The 14,751-nt window shown below is 71.0% G+C and carries 18 protein-coding genes and 1 pseudogene; 12 read left to right on the top strand and 7 right to left on the bottom strand.

Going from position 1 to position 14,751, the window contains the following annotated elements; translation table 11 throughout:
- Nucleotides 1–5: 5 nt before the first annotated feature.
- Together ACIBPB_RS27670 and ACIBPB_RS27665 are read right to left on the bottom strand one after the other, a co-directional pair.
- Nucleotides 6–1,025 carry an Acg family FMN-binding oxidoreductase gene (locus ACIBPB_RS27670; protein WP_396842368.1) on the bottom strand — a complete coding sequence of 340 codons (1,020 nt, stop codon included), beginning with the start codon at nucleotides 1,023–1,025 and terminating at the stop codon, nucleotides 6–8.
- 103 nt (nucleotides 1,026–1,128) lie between these two features.
- Nucleotides 1,129–1,653 (bottom strand): universal stress protein, encoded by a 525-nt coding sequence (locus ACIBPB_RS27665; RefSeq protein WP_396842367.1) that lies wholly within the window; start codon nucleotides 1,651–1,653, stop codon nucleotides 1,129–1,131.
- 1 nt (nucleotide 1,654) lies between these two features.
- Here ACIBPB_RS27665 and ACIBPB_RS27660 point away from each other — a divergent pair, with 1 nt between their 5' ends.
- The 3 genes from ACIBPB_RS27660 (at nucleotide 1,655) to ACIBPB_RS27650 (ending at nucleotide 3,540) form a co-directional block, all read left to right on the top strand.
- A complete protein-coding gene (locus ACIBPB_RS27660) occupies nucleotides 1,655–2,365 on the top strand; it encodes a helix-turn-helix transcriptional regulator (protein WP_396842366.1) in 711 nt (236 codons plus the stop codon).
- Between the two features lie 89 nt (nucleotides 2,366–2,454).
- Nucleotides 2,455–2,907, top strand: coding sequence for a VOC family protein (locus ACIBPB_RS27655; RefSeq protein ID WP_396842365.1), 453 nt, complete (start codon nucleotides 2,455–2,457; stop codon nucleotides 2,905–2,907).
- A 60-nt stretch (nucleotides 2,908–2,967) separates the two neighbouring features.
- The gene (locus ACIBPB_RS27650; protein WP_396842363.1) at nucleotides 2,968–3,540 is read left to right on the top strand and encodes a hypothetical protein; all 573 of its coding nucleotides are present in this window, start codon (nucleotides 2,968–2,970) and stop codon (nucleotides 3,538–3,540) included.
- Nucleotides 3,541–3,660: 120 nt separating this feature from the next.
- Here the strand turns inward: ACIBPB_RS27650 and ACIBPB_RS27645 are convergent, their stop codons facing one another.
- The gene (locus ACIBPB_RS27645) at nucleotides 3,661–4,887 is read right to left on the bottom strand and encodes a DUF4241 domain-containing protein (protein WP_396842362.1); all 1,227 of its coding nucleotides are present in this window, start codon (nucleotides 4,885–4,887) and stop codon (nucleotides 3,661–3,663) included.
- 32 nt (nucleotides 4,888–4,919) lie between these two features.
- Here ACIBPB_RS27645 and ACIBPB_RS27640 point away from each other — a divergent pair, with 32 nt between their 5' ends.
- The 3 genes and pseudogenes from ACIBPB_RS27640 to ACIBPB_RS27630 all read left to right on the top strand — a co-directional run.
- Nucleotides 4,920–5,426, top strand: a complete 507-nt coding sequence (locus tag ACIBPB_RS27640) for a SigE family RNA polymerase sigma factor (RefSeq protein WP_396842361.1) — start codon at nucleotides 4,920–4,922, stop codon at nucleotides 5,424–5,426.
- The gene (locus ACIBPB_RS27635) at nucleotides 5,423–6,793 is read left to right on the top strand and encodes a hypothetical protein (protein ID WP_396842360.1); all 1,371 of its coding nucleotides are present in this window, start codon (nucleotides 5,423–5,425) and stop codon (nucleotides 6,791–6,793) included. Before ACIBPB_RS27640 ends, ACIBPB_RS27635 begins: the two co-directional genes overlap by 4 nt.
- Before the next feature lie 41 nt (nucleotides 6,794–6,834).
- Nucleotides 6,835–7,149, top strand: a pseudogene (locus ACIBPB_RS27630) (DUF885 family protein); the annotation flags it as partial.
- Here ACIBPB_RS27630 and ACIBPB_RS27625 read toward each other — a convergent pair.
- Nucleotides 7,136–7,471 carry a hypothetical protein gene (locus ACIBPB_RS27625; protein WP_396842359.1) on the bottom strand — a complete coding sequence of 112 codons (336 nt, stop codon included), beginning with the start codon at nucleotides 7,469–7,471 and terminating at the stop codon, nucleotides 7,136–7,138. The pseudogene ACIBPB_RS27630 and the gene ACIBPB_RS27625 sit on opposite strands and share 14 nt — an antisense overlap.
- Nucleotides 7,472–7,979: 508 nt before the next feature.
- Between ACIBPB_RS27625 and ACIBPB_RS27620 the strand changes: the two genes are divergently transcribed.
- The 3 genes from ACIBPB_RS27620 to ACIBPB_RS27610 all read left to right on the top strand — a co-directional run bounded on the left by ACIBPB_RS27620 (nucleotide 7,980) and on the right by ACIBPB_RS27610 (nucleotide 9,308).
- The gene (locus tag ACIBPB_RS27620; RefSeq protein WP_396842358.1) at nucleotides 7,980–8,171 is read left to right on the top strand and encodes a hypothetical protein; all 192 of its coding nucleotides are present in this window, start codon (nucleotides 7,980–7,982) and stop codon (nucleotides 8,169–8,171) included.
- Nucleotides 8,172–8,185: 14 nt separating this feature from the next.
- The gene (locus ACIBPB_RS27615) at nucleotides 8,186–8,878 is read left to right on the top strand and encodes a cytidylate kinase family protein (protein ID WP_396842357.1); all 693 of its coding nucleotides are present in this window, start codon (nucleotides 8,186–8,188) and stop codon (nucleotides 8,876–8,878) included.
- A 70-nt stretch (nucleotides 8,879–8,948) separates the two neighbouring features.
- Nucleotides 8,949–9,308, top strand: coding sequence for a hypothetical protein (locus ACIBPB_RS27610; RefSeq protein WP_396842356.1), 360 nt, complete (start codon nucleotides 8,949–8,951; stop codon nucleotides 9,306–9,308).
- Nucleotides 9,309–9,342: 34 nt separating this feature from the next.
- Here ACIBPB_RS27610 and ACIBPB_RS27605 read toward each other — a convergent pair whose 3' ends face one another.
- From ACIBPB_RS27605 to ACIBPB_RS27595, 3 genes are all read right to left on the bottom strand, one after another.
- Nucleotides 9,343–10,146, bottom strand: coding sequence for a maleylpyruvate isomerase family mycothiol-dependent enzyme (locus ACIBPB_RS27605; RefSeq protein WP_396842355.1), 804 nt, complete (start codon nucleotides 10,144–10,146; stop codon nucleotides 9,343–9,345).
- Nucleotides 10,147–10,294: 148 nt separating this feature from the next.
- The gene (locus ACIBPB_RS27600; RefSeq protein ID WP_396842354.1) at nucleotides 10,295–11,176 is read right to left on the bottom strand and encodes a PhzF family phenazine biosynthesis protein; all 882 of its coding nucleotides are present in this window, start codon (nucleotides 11,174–11,176) and stop codon (nucleotides 10,295–10,297) included.
- Nucleotides 11,177–11,285: 109 nt separating this feature from the next.
- Complete coding sequence (locus tag ACIBPB_RS27595) at nucleotides 11,286–11,597, bottom strand: EthD family reductase (protein WP_396842353.1); 312 nt, start codon at nucleotides 11,595–11,597, stop codon at nucleotides 11,286–11,288.
- A gap of 411 nt (nucleotides 11,598–12,008) precedes the next feature.
- Here ACIBPB_RS27595 and ACIBPB_RS27590 point away from each other — a divergent pair, with 411 nt between their 5' ends.
- The 3 genes from ACIBPB_RS27590 (at nucleotide 12,009) to ACIBPB_RS27580 (ending at nucleotide 14,657) form a co-directional block, all read left to right on the top strand.
- Entirely contained in the window at nucleotides 12,009–12,788 is a 780-nt protein-coding gene (locus ACIBPB_RS27590; RefSeq protein ID WP_396842352.1) for an SDR family oxidoreductase, read from the top strand.
- Between the two features lie 591 nt (nucleotides 12,789–13,379).
- A complete protein-coding gene (locus ACIBPB_RS27585) occupies nucleotides 13,380–14,012 on the top strand; it encodes a hypothetical protein (RefSeq protein ID WP_396842351.1) in 633 nt (210 codons plus the stop codon).
- A 171-nt stretch (nucleotides 14,013–14,183) separates the two neighbouring features.
- Nucleotides 14,184–14,657, top strand: a complete 474-nt coding sequence (locus tag ACIBPB_RS27580) for a hypothetical protein (RefSeq protein ID WP_396842350.1) — start codon at nucleotides 14,184–14,186, stop codon at nucleotides 14,655–14,657.
- Nucleotides 14,658–14,751 lie beyond the last annotated feature (94 nt).

The raw sequence follows: 14,751 nt of genomic DNA, 5'->3' as shown, positions 1-14,751 counted from the left end.
CGTCGTCAGTGGTCTCGGGCGACGTCCGGCGCGAGCACCTCGACGACCTGAGCGGTCGGTAGTCGAGGGGTGCGCGGCGGTCGGCCCGGCACCGGGTCGGCGACCCCCAGCCGCAACGCCAGGTACGGGCGGTCGAAGGGCTTCAGCATCCGGCGAAGGGCTTCGCGGGTACCGGGGACCGCGACGACATCGCTCAACGGCAGCACCGAGACCTCCATCGCGGTCGCGGTGAGCCAGATGGCCGACAGCGCCTCGCCGGCCTGCAGCCACCCGATCGGATCGTCGCCCTCGCCGTAGAGCAGCCCGTACGTGGCGGCCCGGTCGTGGCCGGCCCCGGTCGGCAGGGTTCCTCGATGGCCGAATCCGCGGCCCGGAACGGTGGTCTGTGGCGGCCGGTCCGGCAGCACCTCCGGGGGCAGCCCGACGCCGGCGGTCGTGGGCCGGCTCGTCCAGTGGTTCAGCTCGTCGCGGGCGAGCGGGTCCTGGCTCTGCACCGCGTCGGCTCTCGATACGGCGGCGGCCAGTTCGAGGACCTGCTCGGCGGTCAGGATCTGCAGCCGGACGGCACCGGGGGCGCTGGCGGTGATGGCACGGATGATGGGCGATGCGATGGGCTGGTCGCTGACGGGTCGCCGGTCGGTGTGTCGCGTCCGCATGGCCTGTTCCTGCTGACGGGTGGCCGGGGTGACCGTGGCCGCTTCGAAGCCGTGCAGCACGGCCAGCGGCACGGTTGGGGAGATGCCGGGGGTACGGGCGATCCGCGCGGTCCAGCCCTGGGCGGCCAGGGCGACGCACGCGTGGTGCAGGAGGATGCCGCAACTGAGGATCAGCATCCGGCCGTCGGGGTCGGTGGCAGTCAGTTGACGACGGGGTTCGGCGAACATTTCCAGCCGGTCCGGACGTACCCGCCATCGCCACGGCTGGGTGTTGAGGATCGACGGGGCGTAGCGCGCGGCGGCGGCCGCCGCGCCGGCGAGCAGGTCCGACGGGATGGTCATCTCGGGGTACGACGTCGTGGGGTTCATGGCTGCCTTCTTCGCAAAGATGCTCGCCGTGTTGGGCCGGACCGGGCCGGCGCCGTGGGTTCGGCCGGACCGGGACGCGCCGTGGACGGCGGCGGTACGGCGTTCAGCTCCTCGGTGGTATGACGTGGCGGTCCACATCAGCCCACCCGAGCGACTGGGGAGACGGGGGATGCGGCACGGCCGGGGCGATCAGGACCGGGCAGGTCGCGCGTTGGACGCACTGGTGGCTGACCGAGCCCAGCAGCAGGCCGGCCAGGGTGCCGTGGGTGGGTGCGCCGAGGACCAGCAATTGTGCGGATCTGGCGGCGTGGAGCAGTTCTTCGACGGGAAGCCCTCGTAGCACGCGGGGGCGGATCGGAACCGAACGGCCGTACTGGCGGGTCACCTCGACCAGCGTGTCCAGCAACGTCGTCTCGGCGGCGTGGGCGAGGTCATCCGCGGCGAACGCCACCGGCAGGTAGGCGTAGTGGGCCGGGTCCGGTGTCCAGACGTTCACGGCCTCCACGTCGGCGGAGGTTCGCTCGGCCTGCTCGAGCGCCCAGCGCAACGCGGTCTTCGACCCGGAGGAGCCATCGACACCCACCACGATCGTTCGCCGACCCGGCCAGCGGTGATCAGCCTGCCTCATCATGGCCTCCTCCTCGCCGTTATTTTTTACCATACTCGTTGTGTATATTCATGGGGTGCCTGACGACGTGACCTTCGGCGCACTCGCCGTTCCCAGCAGACGACGGTTGCTGCAGGCGCTGCGGTCAGCCGCCGCGCCGATGGACGCCGCCGCCCTGGCCGCTGCCAGCGGCCTGCATCCCAACACCGTCCGGTTCCACCTCGACGTGCTGATCAGGACGGGCTTCGTGCGCGAAAGCTCAGCCCGGCAAGGCCGGCGTGGCCGGCCGCGCACCGTGTACGAGCCGACAACCGCCGGAGCGCAGGACACGGGGTACGCACTTCTCGCGACCGTCCTCGTCGACCACCTGGACAGCACCAACGGTGGCGAAGCCGCCCGGAGCGCCGGCCGGGCCTGGGCACACCGGCTCCGCCCGAAACCCGCCGACCGGCCGGACGACCCGAAGGACATCGCCGGTACGGTCACCGCACTGTTCACCGAGTTCGGTTTCCAACCCACCGTCAGCGCGGACGGCGGTGACACCCGGATAACCCTGCATGCCTGCCCGTTCCGGCCGTTGGCGGAAAACCATCCGGGCATCGTCTGCACCATGCACCTCGGGTTGTTGCAGGGCCTCGTCGAACAGGGCGGCCAGGCGACGATCGACGCGCGCCTGACCCCGTTCGTACGGCCACACCAGTGCCAGGTCGACCTGGTCACCGCGGGCGGGTAGATCGCCGGCACGACGGTGACGGGGCGCTACCCGCGCAGGATCTTGTGTGGGTGGGAGACGCTGCCGCCGATGTCCGGCATGCTGTGGGCATGACCGAGGCACCGATAGATCGTTCCGCCCTGTCCGGCGACGCGGTGCCCGCCGCAGCGCCAGTGATCTCGGTGATGGTGATCGTCTCGGACGCGGGCGCCGCGGTCGACTGGTACCGGGCTGCGCTGGGCGCGACGGAACTGTGGAACCTCGGCGGCGTGGCCGGCCTCGAGATCGGCGGCGCCCCCTTCTTCCTCCACCAGGTCAATCCCGAGAACCCCACGGAGACCAGTCCCGGCCGGGCGGGGGTCACGAGCACCCGCATCGAGGTGTTCGTCGACGACCCGGACACCTTCATCGAACGCGCCGTCGCGGCCGGCGGAGTCGCCGGAGCGGCGATCGAGGATCACCGCATGCCCTGGGGGACGCACCGGCAAGGTGGCTTCACGGACCCGTTCGGTCACCACTGGTCCGTGGGCGACAGGTCACCCCTGAACTCGTTCCCGCGTTGACCGGGCCCAGCCTTTCCCTGCGGACAGGTAGCCGACCCGCGGTGACTACAGTGCGCGCCCATGGGACACGTCTTGGCCCGCCTCGCCGGTCACGGCATGGTGCTGGTGCCGTACTGGCCGTACACGTTCGAACGTTCCGACGCCGCGGCCGACGCTGTTGTGGTGACCAACTGGCGGGCGGACGGCCCGGCGAAGGCGCTCGTCGATCCGGCGGACGCGCGCTCCGCGCCCGGCATCGTCGACGTGGCGCCCGGCCCGGACCATCCGTTCTGGGCCATCGAGACCAGCAGCTTCAGGGTGGCCTGGCCGTCCGGTTTCGGCGTCGAGTCGACCGTCGACCCGTACTGCCTCGTCGGCGAACACGACGCGTCGATCTTCGTGCAGGGCCCGGTACACATCGCCGACCCGGACGTGCTGATCGCCTCGGGTCAGACGGTTGTCGCCCGTCGCACGATGAGCCGTGACGTGCAGGTCATCGAGCTGGCGTACGAGCACGAGGGTGAGCCGTGGCGGCAGGCCGTGTACCTGTACCCGCGCAAGGACGACCGAGTGCTCGTCTTCACCGCGCAGTCTCGCGAGCCCGGCATCGCGGCCGCGCGCGACGCCGTGGAGTGGATGCTGGCCCTCACCTGAGACGGGACGACCCCGCCACCGTCGGGCATGCCGGTCATGCCGACCTCCTGCGGACGCTCATCGACGGCCCCACCGGCCGATCGCGGTCGAGCCCGAGATCCGGATGCGGCCTGCGTATCGTCAGTCCTCGTCCTCGTCCTCGTCCTCCGAGTCGGTGGGAAACAGCAGCATGTCGGCGATGAAGCAGGTCACCGCGCCGGAGGTGTCGTAACCGATCCACGTGGGATAGACCCCGTCGCCCCACCCGCTGGACCAGGCGACCAGGTCCTCCGCATCGGTCGTGCGGTAGCGCGGCTCGACCAGGCCGTCGAGCGTGCGCCAGACGTCCACCAGGCGGTCGGCGGAGTCGGCGTCGACGTAGCAGGCCATGCCGCTGTCGACCCCGAAGCCGAAGAACTGCCGGTAGCCCAGGTCGAGCGGGTCCTGCCCGTCGCACAGCGCCAGCTCCCATCGCACCGCGGGACGGTCGCTGAGGTCGAGGCGGGCGGCGGTGACCCGGCTGTGCCCCGGATCATCGACGAAGGTCGCGAGGCCGACGGAGACGGGGTACGTGCCGGGCGGCACGGTGACGTCGAACGGCTTGGCGTCGAGGTCCAACGACGAGGGATCAGCAGCGAGCAGGCGGCCGGACGGCAGGTGCAGCCGTCCGGCGCTGCGGGCCGACAGGCGAAGCCGCCGGCCGTGGTGTTCGATCCGCGCGCCGGGGGTGAACAGGGTTTCGAGGCCGTGCGGCCGCAGCGGCCGGGGCGGACGCCATGGCGGCCGGGTGGCGGTTCGCACCGGAAGCGCATGGTGCACCGCGTCGACGATCTCCACCGGCGCGTCCCCGGCGAGACCCAGCAGTTCCCGCCAGCGGCGGAAGCCCGGAATCGGCAGGCGGGGCGGCGGTTGTATCGAGCGGGACTCGTGCCGAGCGCCCAGATCGCCGCGCGGCTCGACGACGTGGGTGCGCTCGCCGGAGAGTCGATAGGTGGTGCAGGTCCGTGCCGCGACATGCGGAAACTCGTGTACGCCCGCATCCGGCGGGCCGTCCCAGGTGGCGGCCCGGCGCAGGAACAGATCACCGCTCCCCGTGCCGCGCAGTTCGTGGCAGGACACCTGCCGGCCGGCCGCGTCGAAGCGCGACACGCGGCAGTACTCGTCGGCCCAGGAGAGGTCCAGCACCGCGTGCCGCCGACCGTCGATCAACACCACGGCCGTGTACGGCTCCCCCGCGGCGTCACGGGTCTGCGCCGCGGTCGCGGTCAGGGGATTGACCACGCCGTCGGCCCATCCGTCGCAGTACACGACCTCACGCCTGGACCACCGCCCAACGTCGATCACCACCCCCACAACCGAAACGGGCACCGGGCCACTCCTAGTGTTGGTGGGAGGCTGGGTTGCGGAGTGAACGAGAGTACGTCGAGTACGTGCAGGCGCGCATGCCATGGCTGCGACGGCTGGCGTACCGGCTGTGCGGGCAGTGGTCGGCCGCGGACGACCTGGTGCAGGAGTGCCTCGTCGCGCTCTACCGGCACTGGCGCAAGGCGTCGGCGGCGGACTCGGTCGACGCCTACGTGCGGGCGGTGCTGGTCCACGCCTACCTGGCCGAGCGGGAGCGGTCCTGGGCCCGTCGGGTCCGACCGATGGCCGACGTGACCGGGCCGCCGGTGACGCCGCTGGCCGGGGCCGACGACCGCGTCGACCTGCTGGGCGCGCTCACGAAGCTGTCTCGTGGGCAGCGCGCGGTGCTGGTCCTGCGCTACTGGGAGGACCTCGACGTCGCGCAGACCGCCGCGGCGCTGGGCTGCTCGACCGGCACCGTGAAGAGCCAGACCTCGTACGCCATCGCGGCGCTGCGCCGCCTGCTGCCCAACTACGTGCCTGGAGGGGTGGACACGCCATGAGAGAACTGTTCGCCACCCTGCCGGACGAACCCCCGCCGCTGCCGCCCGGATACCTGGACACCGTACTCACTCGGGGACGCCGCTCGGTCCGGCGCCGCCGGATCGCCAGCACGGCGGCGTGGGCCGCTGTCGTGCTCGTCCTGGCCGGTCTGGTCGTGCCCGGCGTCCCGCGTGCGGTCCGGCCGGCAGCCCCGGCGACCACGCCGAGCCTGCCGGACCGCTTCGCCGGATACTCGATGCTCACCAGCACCGTCACGTCGGCCCCGCCCGGCCGCGCAATAGCCCTCTACGGTTACGGCAGCGGCGAGACGTTCAACATGTTCCAGTCGTTGATCGTCGGGGCCGACGCGGACACCTACCGGCGGGTCGACGCCATGGAGGAGCGCGACCGCCCGTCGGCGTTGCTCGCCCCGGACGGCACCCGCGTGCTGCTCGGCGACGATCGCGGCGCGACCCGCGACCTGGTCCTGGTCGACCTGGCCACGGGCAAGCGCCGGTCGATCCCGCTCGGGGACCCGGTCGGCGTGCGGCTGCTGGCCTGGTCGCCCGACGGCCGCCACGTCGCCTACAGCGCCGCCCCCCTCCGTCACTCCGGGGAGTTCGGCACCGTGAACGTCGTCGAGGCCGAGGTGGCCCGCACCGGCACGCTACGGCTGCTTGACCTGTCGACCGGGCGCAGCACCGAGGTGCCGTCGATCAGGCCGGCGTGGACGGCGGCGTTCGCGGCGGACAGCCGACGGCTCGCCGTACAGGTGGGTCAGACGGCCCACCTCGTCGACCTCGACGGCCGCGAGCTGCGCAGGGTGCAGATCCCGAGCGGACGCGAGCTGGCGGCCGAGGTCGGCTGGTCGCCGGACGGCACGTTCCTCGCCACCGTGCCCTGGCTCTCGGACGGGCCGTTCACCGGCAGCAGGGGCGGCGACACCAACCACGGTGTCTTCCTGTGGAAGGTCGGCGACGTCCAGTTCCTACCCCTTTCCGGGGTCCGGACCCCACCGGCGCCGGTCCCGGACGTCGTACAACTGCTCGGCTGGCGCTCGGCGGACAGCGTGGTCGTCGCCACCGTCGACGACGCGGGCCACGCATCGCTGGCGGAGGTGCGACTCGATGCCGGCACCCGGCGGACCCTGTCCGCCTTCGCCACCGGTAGCAGCTGCGAGCTGGGCGCCCAGAGCTGCCAGCTTTTCGACCTGCACCTCGCCACCGGCCTGCTGCCCGACCTGACCGTCCGGAACGCCGGCCGGCCGCAGCGCGGCCCCCGGCCGATGCTCGTGGACGCTCTCATCGCGGTCGTCATTCTCGGCGGCGCGCTCCTGCTCTGGCGCCGGACCCGTCCGTCGCGTCGACGACGTCCGAGCATGGAATAGCCACCCGTTTCGGCCGGGAGCCGCGCGTTCCCGCCGCCGTCGCGCTGGCGCTGCTGCGGGACCGCTGCCACCAGGGGCCGTACGCGTCCGCCGAACTCGGGCGCTACCTGGGCCGACCAGGGCAGGCGCTGACCTACAAGGTGGGTGAGCGGGTGTGGCTGGCAGGCCGCGCGTCCTTCCCCGGCGACCGGCGCGCATTCCATCGTCACGCGCTGGAGCTGGGTTCGCTGGGCCTGGACCAGTTGACGGCCGCCGTCCAGGAGAGCAGCGACGGCCAAGGGCGCGGCCCAGGTCCCGCAGGAGACCCAGCCGCTCGGCCTGCTCGGCGGTACGGTCCGGAGATCAGCGACAGGTGATCTCCCGTTCGAAGTGGACGCGCAGCGTGTCGTAGCTGACCAGCCCGTCGTCGGTGTCGAAGGAGAGCGCCGCCGGCGGAGTGTCGGCCGGGAACTGCGCCACCTGCTCGGGCAGGGCGACCGCGTCGGCGTACGACCGCCCGTCCGCCGTGTCCACCCCGACGGAGAGCGTGCGGCCGAACTGCGCGGGCGGTGCCTGCCGGACGGTGCCGAAGCCGGTCCCGAGGACGATCAGTCCAGCGCGGGTGTCCGCCCCGGCCGGACCCGTTCCGACCGGGTCCGCCGCCTCCCAGAGCAGCACCGAGTCGCCACTCTTCCCCACCGGCGGAATCGCGTGCACCCGTATCGTCCGCACGGTGTCGCCAGGACAGATCGGGGTGTAAACGGCCAGCCGGTCACCGAGACGCACGAATCCGATCTGGTAGTCCGGGCGCGGCGGGTGCTGGCAGGCGGCGCCGACTTGGCTGAGGCAGAGCAGCAGCCCGGCGAGCAGCCAGAGCCGGCGCCGTCCGCGACGCGAGCGTTGGGGGTACGCAGCGTAGGCGCCCGGGCTACCCGGAGCCCGCCGCTGGCCGTTGCCGACCCCTGCGTCGGGCACGGTTCTGGTTGGCCGACCTAGGACTTCGTCTGTGGCTTGGCGGAAACGCCCCATAGCTCAATGATGCGACCGTGCTCGATGGTGAACATCTCCAGCTATGCCCCCACCTCAGGACATCGTCGGCCTGCGCAAGCTCCCGTGGAGGTCACACCTCGGCGGTGTACGTGCCGGGCCGAGCGGGCGACCCTGCCGGACGCCCTCGCCGGCCACCATCAGAGCGCGGATCGTCGCCGTGTCCCTGTCGGCAGCCGAGACAGATCGCGCCGAGGATCGCCTCGTCTGGCTCTTCACGCTGTCACTGATCGGCGAGTCGGCCGGCTACGGTGCTGTAGCGGTGCCGAACACGGTGCCGATGGCCGCCGCCGGCCAGGTCGCTGACCCGCGGCCGATCCGGCTGGCCGGTGCGCTCCGCGGAGACAGGTGAGCAGGGGGCAGGACATGGAGCGAGGTACCCGCGACGAGTTGCTCGGCCGCCTGGCGGAGCGGGTCGGGTCCGTCACCGTCGCACATCCAACGCGGGTGGCCATCGACGGACCGCCCGCCGCCGGCAAGACCACCCTCGCCGATGAACTCGCCGACGTCCTGCGGACACAGGGCCGCCACGTCATCCGGGCGACCGTCGACGATTTCCTCTTCCCCCGGGCGCAGCGCTACCCGCGTGGCGAGTACTCGGCCGAGGGCTGCTACTTCGACACCCACGACCACGAGGCGCTGAACCGGGTCCTGCTCGATCCGCTCGGCCCCGGCGGAGACCGACGCTTCCACCATGCGGTCTACGACCACACCGCGGACGCCGTGCTGTCCCCGCCGGCCATGACTGCCCCCGCCGACGCCGTGCTGGTCTTCGACGGCGTCTTCCTCATGCGCCCGGAACTGATCGATCGGTGGGACCTGCGGGTCTTCGTGTCGACGGCGCTCGACAAGACGGTGGATCGTGCGGTGATCCGAGAGCGTCGGGTGTCATCACGGGCCGACGTCGAACGGCGCTGGCGCGAGCGCTACCTCCCCTCCCAACGGTTCTACTTCGCTACGGTCCGCCCCACCGATCACGTCGACGTGATCGTGCACAACGACGAACCCGGGCGGCCGGCCTGGGAGGCTGGTCCGGCACGGTCACCCAGATCCGAATGACCCAACTCGTACGCGGGGACGGTGGCAACCGGGCAAGCACGGCACCTGGCGAGGACGGGCATTGCGAAGGTTGCTGTTCTTCCTGGCCAACGTCGCGGTGGGGGTGGGCCTGCTGATCCTGCCCAGTGCCGGTAGCGGCGCCGGAACGTGGTTCGGCAGCACGTTCTGCGCTCTGTTGGCACTGGGCGGAGCCGTCGGCGGCCGATGGGGGCGCGGACCGGTGGCCCGGGGCATGTCGGCTCCGCATCTGGCCACGGGCGGTCCGATGGTCGTGGGGCTGTGCGCGCTGGCCGGCGTACTGGTTTTGTGGCGACCCTCGGTGGAAGCCGACCTGCCGAGGGTTCCGTTCCTGGCCTGCTTGGCGCTCGGGGCGCTCCTGATGGTGCCGGTCGGCTTGCTGGGGGGCGACGCTCACCAGCGAGGCGACTGACGCGGCCGCCATGGTGTTGGCGTGTCGTCGATTGTCACACGGACGGGTCCCAGGCGATCAGCCGATCGAAGATGCGACGGTCGCCTTCGAGCGTCAGCGAATCCAGCGGTACGCGGCCGTAGAACATCAGGACCAGGTCACTGGCCGTGCCCCGGGCGGAGGCGTCGGCCGGGTGCGGGTCCTCGACGGCGGCGGCCGTGCCGGGGCGGGTGACTCGTGCGCCGTCGCGGTCAAGCCGGAGGCGCCATGAGCGGCCCTCGTTGGCGTGGTAGTCGACGACGGCGGGTTCGTGCGGCCAGGCGACCGTCGTTGAGCAGAGGGTGAACTGGCAGTCGTCGAAACCGTCCAGCGCGACCTCGTCCGGTAGCGGCTGCGGGGCACCCACGGTGCGCTGGGCGTCGTACGTGTACACCGCGATCTCGGGAACCTGACGTCGCGCCCACGCACCGGAGGTCTGTGGTGAGGGCGAGTCGTCCCACCACGTCCAACAACGGCGATCCGGGCCGGCCTCGCGCAGCGTGCTCGTCAGTTGCGCGACGGACTCGGTCCACCAGGTCAGGAGCGCCTCACGCTCCCGGGGAGCACCGGCTCCGTCCTCCCAGGCGGAGCTCTCCGGGGGAGCGTCCGCAGGCCCTGCCGCGACGATGGCGGCTGATTTGCGGCGGCCCATGCCGACGTGTCGCACGAGATCGAACAGCGTCCGCTCCGGAGCGGCATGCGGGTCGCTGGTCAGGACCGGCACGTCGAGGCTGGGCGCTGCCGCGACCGCAGCGCGGAAGGCGGTCGACCGTTCGTCAATGAGCCGTAGATGATCAGGGAACGTGAGAATCTCGTGCACGCTGGCTTTCTACCACTGCGCTCGGACAACCGGACGGCAATTTCACCGTCGGCGCGACCGGCGCCGGCACGCCCTTCGGATGGCGCGCGGCAGGTAACCGCCCCTCGGGCAAACCTGGGAAACCTCAGATGCGGCAGGAGAGGAGGGTCTAGTTGTCATCTCGGTGTCTGTGGCGGACCACCGCTAACCCGCCGACCCGGGTCGTGATGCCTGCCGGCCCGTGTCGGGCCGAGGCGAGCACGCTGGCCGGTCGATTGAGGGTGTCACCCTGCTCCACCTCGATCGCGATCGTTTGTGCGCCTGTCGTGTCGAGCAGGTGGGCGGCCAGGCAGCCGGTGCTGTTGGCGTTGGCGACGTCCTCGTCGACGCCGATCGCCGGCGCGAACATCCGCGCCGCGCCCGGTCGCTCGCCCACCGGCGCTACGTACACGAAACAGCCGAGGAGCCCGTACCGCCGGCACGCCGCTGTCAACCTGCCGAGGTGTGGGCGGACTCGACGCAGCGCCGACCGGTCGCCCACCGGTACCAGGATGCGTGGTGCGCCGGGCGCGGCGATGCGTGGCGCGTCGCCCGGAGGCAGGTCGTCCGCGGTGAGCCCGAGCGCGGCGATGATCGCGGCGCGCTCGTCCGGCGCCGGCCGGCGCAGCGCGACGAGGCCCTGGTCGAACCACACCTCGACAGCGGCGGGGCGGCGGATCGCGGCGGTGTCGAACGTGCGCCCGCCGGTGTGTTGGCGGTCGTTCAGCTCACCCAGCGCGGTGCGGGTCAACCGGAGGGCCTGCGCGGCGACGGTGCCGTGGCCGCAGCCGGACAGTTCGGCGGTGGCGGTGAAGAACCGCACCGGCCAGCCACCGTCCGGCCTCCGCCGCGGGCCGAGGAACGCCGCGTGTGAGATGCCGGCCGCAGCCGCGACCGCACGCCGGTCGGCGTCCGTGGCCGCCGGGTCGTCGTCGGTGACGGCCGTGGGGCTGCCGCCCCGGCCGTCGCGCCGCACGCACGCATCAACCACCGTGACATCCGGCCAGAACATCGGCCCACCTCCGACGCTCAACGAACCGGCAACTGCGAACGGCGTCCGCCGCAAGCCGGACCTGCCCGCAACAGCCGACCGAAGGTGTCCCGGAGCGTACCGGCGCGCCTCAGCCGGCGCCGTCCCGCACCGGATAGTGGATGACGACCGCACCGCCGGTGGCGTAGCTGACGACATCGGCAGCCACCCGCCGGCCCTGCGGCGACGCCCGCGCCGCGGCCATGGCCGCGGCGTCAGCGAAGTCGCCTTCGAAGACCGCGAAATACGGCGCTTCTCCCGTGGTCGCCGCCACGTCGAAGCTGTAGCGCCACGCAAGCAGGCCGGGCATCTCCATGACCAGTGGAAGGTGCCTGGTCACGTAGTAGTCGCGGAAGTGGTCAGGGTCGGCGGGCTCGGAATACAGGACCACCAACTTGTGCATGACGGCCTCCGTCCACCCCGTCCAGAGACGAGACCATAACACTCCGGTCGACCTGGGAACTCCTGCTAGGAACCAGGGACGACACCGAACGGTTCGGATCGCCCCGAGATCCACTGTGCTGCCGTCGGCATGGGCGCGCGGCGCGACCAGGAAGTCCATTGCCTGAGCCGCAAAGATCGTCCAGCCGGATGTGTCACCCACGTCCCGAAACTGATCGGTCACGCAGGTCCTGAGACCCGACACGGCTGGCATGGCGGATGTCCTGGGCCGGTTGAGGGTTGACACAGCGGCCTCCGTTGATGCATGACACCGTGCCGATGCACCGCCGGCTCTACGTTGGCGGACGGGTAATTGCGATGACGGCCATGGGGCGGTCAGCAAGGATGGTGCGTCGAGGGGGTGCGACCACGAATGTCACTCACGGATGGCACGGACCGACAGCATCGACCCGTTGCCCTGGTGACCGGTGCCGGCCGCAGCGCCGGCATCGCCGCATCGGTGGTGCTGACGCTGGCGCAGACCGGCTGGGATGTCGGCTTCACCTACTGGACCCCGTACGACGAGCGGATGCCCTGGGGAGCCGATCCCGAGGCCATGACGCAGCTCAGCAGCCAAGCCGCCAAGCACGGGGCAAGAACTGCCGCAGTCGAGGCGGACCTGGCTGATCCTCACGCCACGGCTGACATCTTGAAGGCCGTGGAGCGAGAGCTGGGCTCGGTCAGCGCGCTCGTCCTCGCCCACTGCGAGAGCGTCAAATCAGGCCTGCTCGACACCAGCATCGAGAGCTTCGACCGCCACTTCGCGATCAACACCCGGGCGACCTGGCTCCTGATTCGCGAGTACGCCCAACGGTTCCAAGGGCCGCATGGCACGGGACGCATCGTCAGCCTGACCAGTGACGCTACCGTCGGCAACCTTCCCTACGGAGCCAGCAAAGGCGCTCTCGATCGGATCACCCTGGCCGCCGCTCAAGAACTGGCCCACCTCGGTGTGACCGCCAACGCCATCGATCCGGGTCCAACCGATACCGGCTGGATGACCGCAGAGATCAAGGATGCCGTCCTCCGGGCCACGCCACTCGGTCGCCTCGGGCGCCCACAGGACTGTGCGAACCTCGTCGCGTTCCTGTGCTCACCCGAAGGGGGCTGGATCAACGGCCAGCTATTACGCAGCGACGGCGGCATCTCCTAACCAACGCCGCACCTTCCAAGACGCCAGGTCAAGCGTTGAGGTTCCCGCGGTTCGCCGGAGGGTTACCTGGCGCCGCTGGGCCGTCCGGACGCGCGACCAGGTGCACGTTTTCACCACGGGTACCGGCGGGCCGATCCGTCGGGGCACCTTCCGGAGCCGGGTATGGAAGCCGTCCTGCAACGAGCCGGCCTGCCGGTGGCGCTGCGCTTCCACAACCTGAGGCGCTCCTACGCAACCTGGCTGGCGCGGACGGCGTACCGATCAACGACGGGGCGAAGGTGATGGGGCACGAGCAGACGTCCACGACGTTGAATCGCTACGCCACTCGACGGCAGAGCGCGACCGCAGGGCGTAGAAGTCCTGTGCTGCCTTCTCGCTGCTTTCGGGCAACGAGTGACCCTCAAATACGAGTCAAGGCCCCTCAATCATGTCCGACTCCAGTGATCCGTTACAGGTTGGCTTCACTTGACCGGTGACACTCCGCCGAGTGTTGTTGGTGTTGAGCGTGATCGAACCGCAGAGCGCTGGAGATCCAGCTGCTAGTTATGACCGGGTCGGCGAACGGACGTGTCCGGGCCTTATCCTCCCCGCATGCCGATCACCGCCGTGGCCCGGCGACGGCGGGGCGTAGCCGTCGCGGCCTGTCTGCTCCTACTGCCCGTCCTGTCGGCCTGCTTCGACCAGGAGCGAGGTGGCACCATGCGACCGGGCAGGTTCCCGGCATCGACCATGTCTCCGCCAGCGGCGGAGGGCATACTCGCCGGCACCCCCACGCCGACACCGACCCGGGCGACCGTGGTGTCCCCGTCCACCTCGGCCACCCCCATCGTGGCTGCACAACGGGTACCCGTGATCCGGTCACTGGTCGCCACCCCGGACCGAGTGGATCCGCGCTCCTGTACACCGCCGGACCCGCCTGAGCGGCCCGAGGTGGTCGTCCGGCTGGAGAAGCCGGGCCCGGACCTCGCCGCCATCGTGGTAACGCTCAGCTACGAGGTTTCTGCAACGGACTACCAGGGCGAGGTCCGGATGCGGTACGACCCGGACCGGAAGGTGTTTACCCACCGGTTGCCGCCAGTGACCAGGACGGCGGTTGGCGAGCGAGCGGACGGCATCTGGCTGTCGGCCCAGGCCGAAAACCGGTCGATCCGGCCGAATTGGGTGCCGCCTCCGACGAGAGGTTGGATCGCCATCGCCGGCGTGTGCACCGTCATCGGTAACTGACCGGCTCCCGAGCTGGCGCCCAAAGTCGCGCAGGCTCGCAAGAGGGACCGCTTGTGGTTGTCCCCCGTCTTCACTCTCCCCCGCAGGGGTTGCGAAGGTAGGCGATCTTCGACGACACTCCCCCGGACCGTCCCGCCGGACACCGGCAGGCCCGAGCGCGCAGGGGATCCCATGCAGCCGTTGCACCCGGAGGCGAGCTCACGACGTTCGGTCTGGATGTGGGTCGGCGGCGCTGCGGGCCTCGCCCTCGCCCTCGCCCTCGCCATGTTCCTCAACAACAGTCGACCGCCTACCCCCGCCGCGACGAGCCGCCCAGCCACCAGCACCTTCGTGGTTTCCGGCGCGGTGGTCCTCGGCAACACCGCATCCTTCACCCGGGACGACCACGGCGGCTGCGCCGGCACCGGAGCCCACGCCGACGTCATCAACGGTGCCCCGGTGCTCATCACGACCACGGGCGGGCTGGCCGCCGGTCAGCTCACCGACCCCCGCGCACTCACGGACGGCACCTGCCGATTCTGGTTCTCCGTCCGCGGCGTGCCGACCGGGCAGGACGCCTACCTGGTCATGGTCGCCGACCGAGATACCCGCCAGTACGCCGAACAGGAACTGACCGACGCGCTGGTGAGCCTGCGCGTCGACTAAGAGCTCCTAACTCTTTAAGCGTTGGAGTCGGCGCCAGCAGATGATGGCGCAGGCGAGAGTGAGGAACGCTTCGTGGATGTCGTCGCGGATCTCC

Origin of the sequence: Micromonospora sp. NPDC049836 (genome assembly GCF_044465125.1) — a bacterium.
Taxonomy (GTDB): domain Bacteria; phylum Actinomycetota; class Actinomycetes; order Mycobacteriales; family Micromonosporaceae; genus Micromonospora.
This window is presented reverse-complemented; position numbering and strand designations above follow the sequence as displayed.

Excerpts from the sequence above, each read along its gene's own strand:
- ACIBPB_RS27670 (WP_396842368.1), bottom strand. The coding sequence starts at position 1,025 with ATGAACCCCACGACGTCGTACCCCGAGATGACCATCCCGTCGGACCTG.
- ACIBPB_RS27665 (WP_396842367.1), bottom strand. The coding sequence starts at position 1,653 with ATGAGGCAGGCTGATCACCGCTGGCCGGGTCGGCGAACGATCGTGGTG.
- ACIBPB_RS27660 (WP_396842366.1), top strand. The coding sequence starts at position 1,655 with ATGGCCTCCTCCTCGCCGTTATTTTTTACCATACTCGTTGTGTATATT.
- ACIBPB_RS27655 (WP_396842365.1), top strand. The coding sequence starts at position 2,455 with ATGACCGAGGCACCGATAGATCGTTCCGCCCTGTCCGGCGACGCGGTG.
- ACIBPB_RS27650 (WP_396842363.1), top strand. The coding sequence starts at position 2,968 with ATGGGACACGTCTTGGCCCGCCTCGCCGGTCACGGCATGGTGCTGGTG.
- ACIBPB_RS27635 (WP_396842360.1), top strand. The coding sequence starts at position 5,423 with ATGAGAGAACTGTTCGCCACCCTGCCGGACGAACCCCCGCCGCTGCCG.
- ACIBPB_RS27615 (WP_396842357.1), top strand. The coding sequence starts at position 8,186 with ATGGAGCGAGGTACCCGCGACGAGTTGCTCGGCCGCCTGGCGGAGCGG.
- ACIBPB_RS27600 (WP_396842354.1), bottom strand. The coding sequence starts at position 11,176 with ATGTTCTGGCCGGATGTCACGGTGGTTGATGCGTGCGTGCGGCGCGAC.
- ACIBPB_RS27595 (WP_396842353.1), bottom strand. The coding sequence starts at position 11,597 with ATGCACAAGTTGGTGGTCCTGTATTCCGAGCCCGCCGACCCTGACCAC.
- ACIBPB_RS27590 (WP_396842352.1), top strand. The coding sequence starts at position 12,009 with ATGTCACTCACGGATGGCACGGACCGACAGCATCGACCCGTTGCCCTG.
- ACIBPB_RS27585 (WP_396842351.1), top strand. The coding sequence starts at position 13,380 with ATGCCGATCACCGCCGTGGCCCGGCGACGGCGGGGCGTAGCCGTCGCG.
- ACIBPB_RS27580 (WP_396842350.1), top strand. The coding sequence starts at position 14,184 with ATGCAGCCGTTGCACCCGGAGGCGAGCTCACGACGTTCGGTCTGGATG.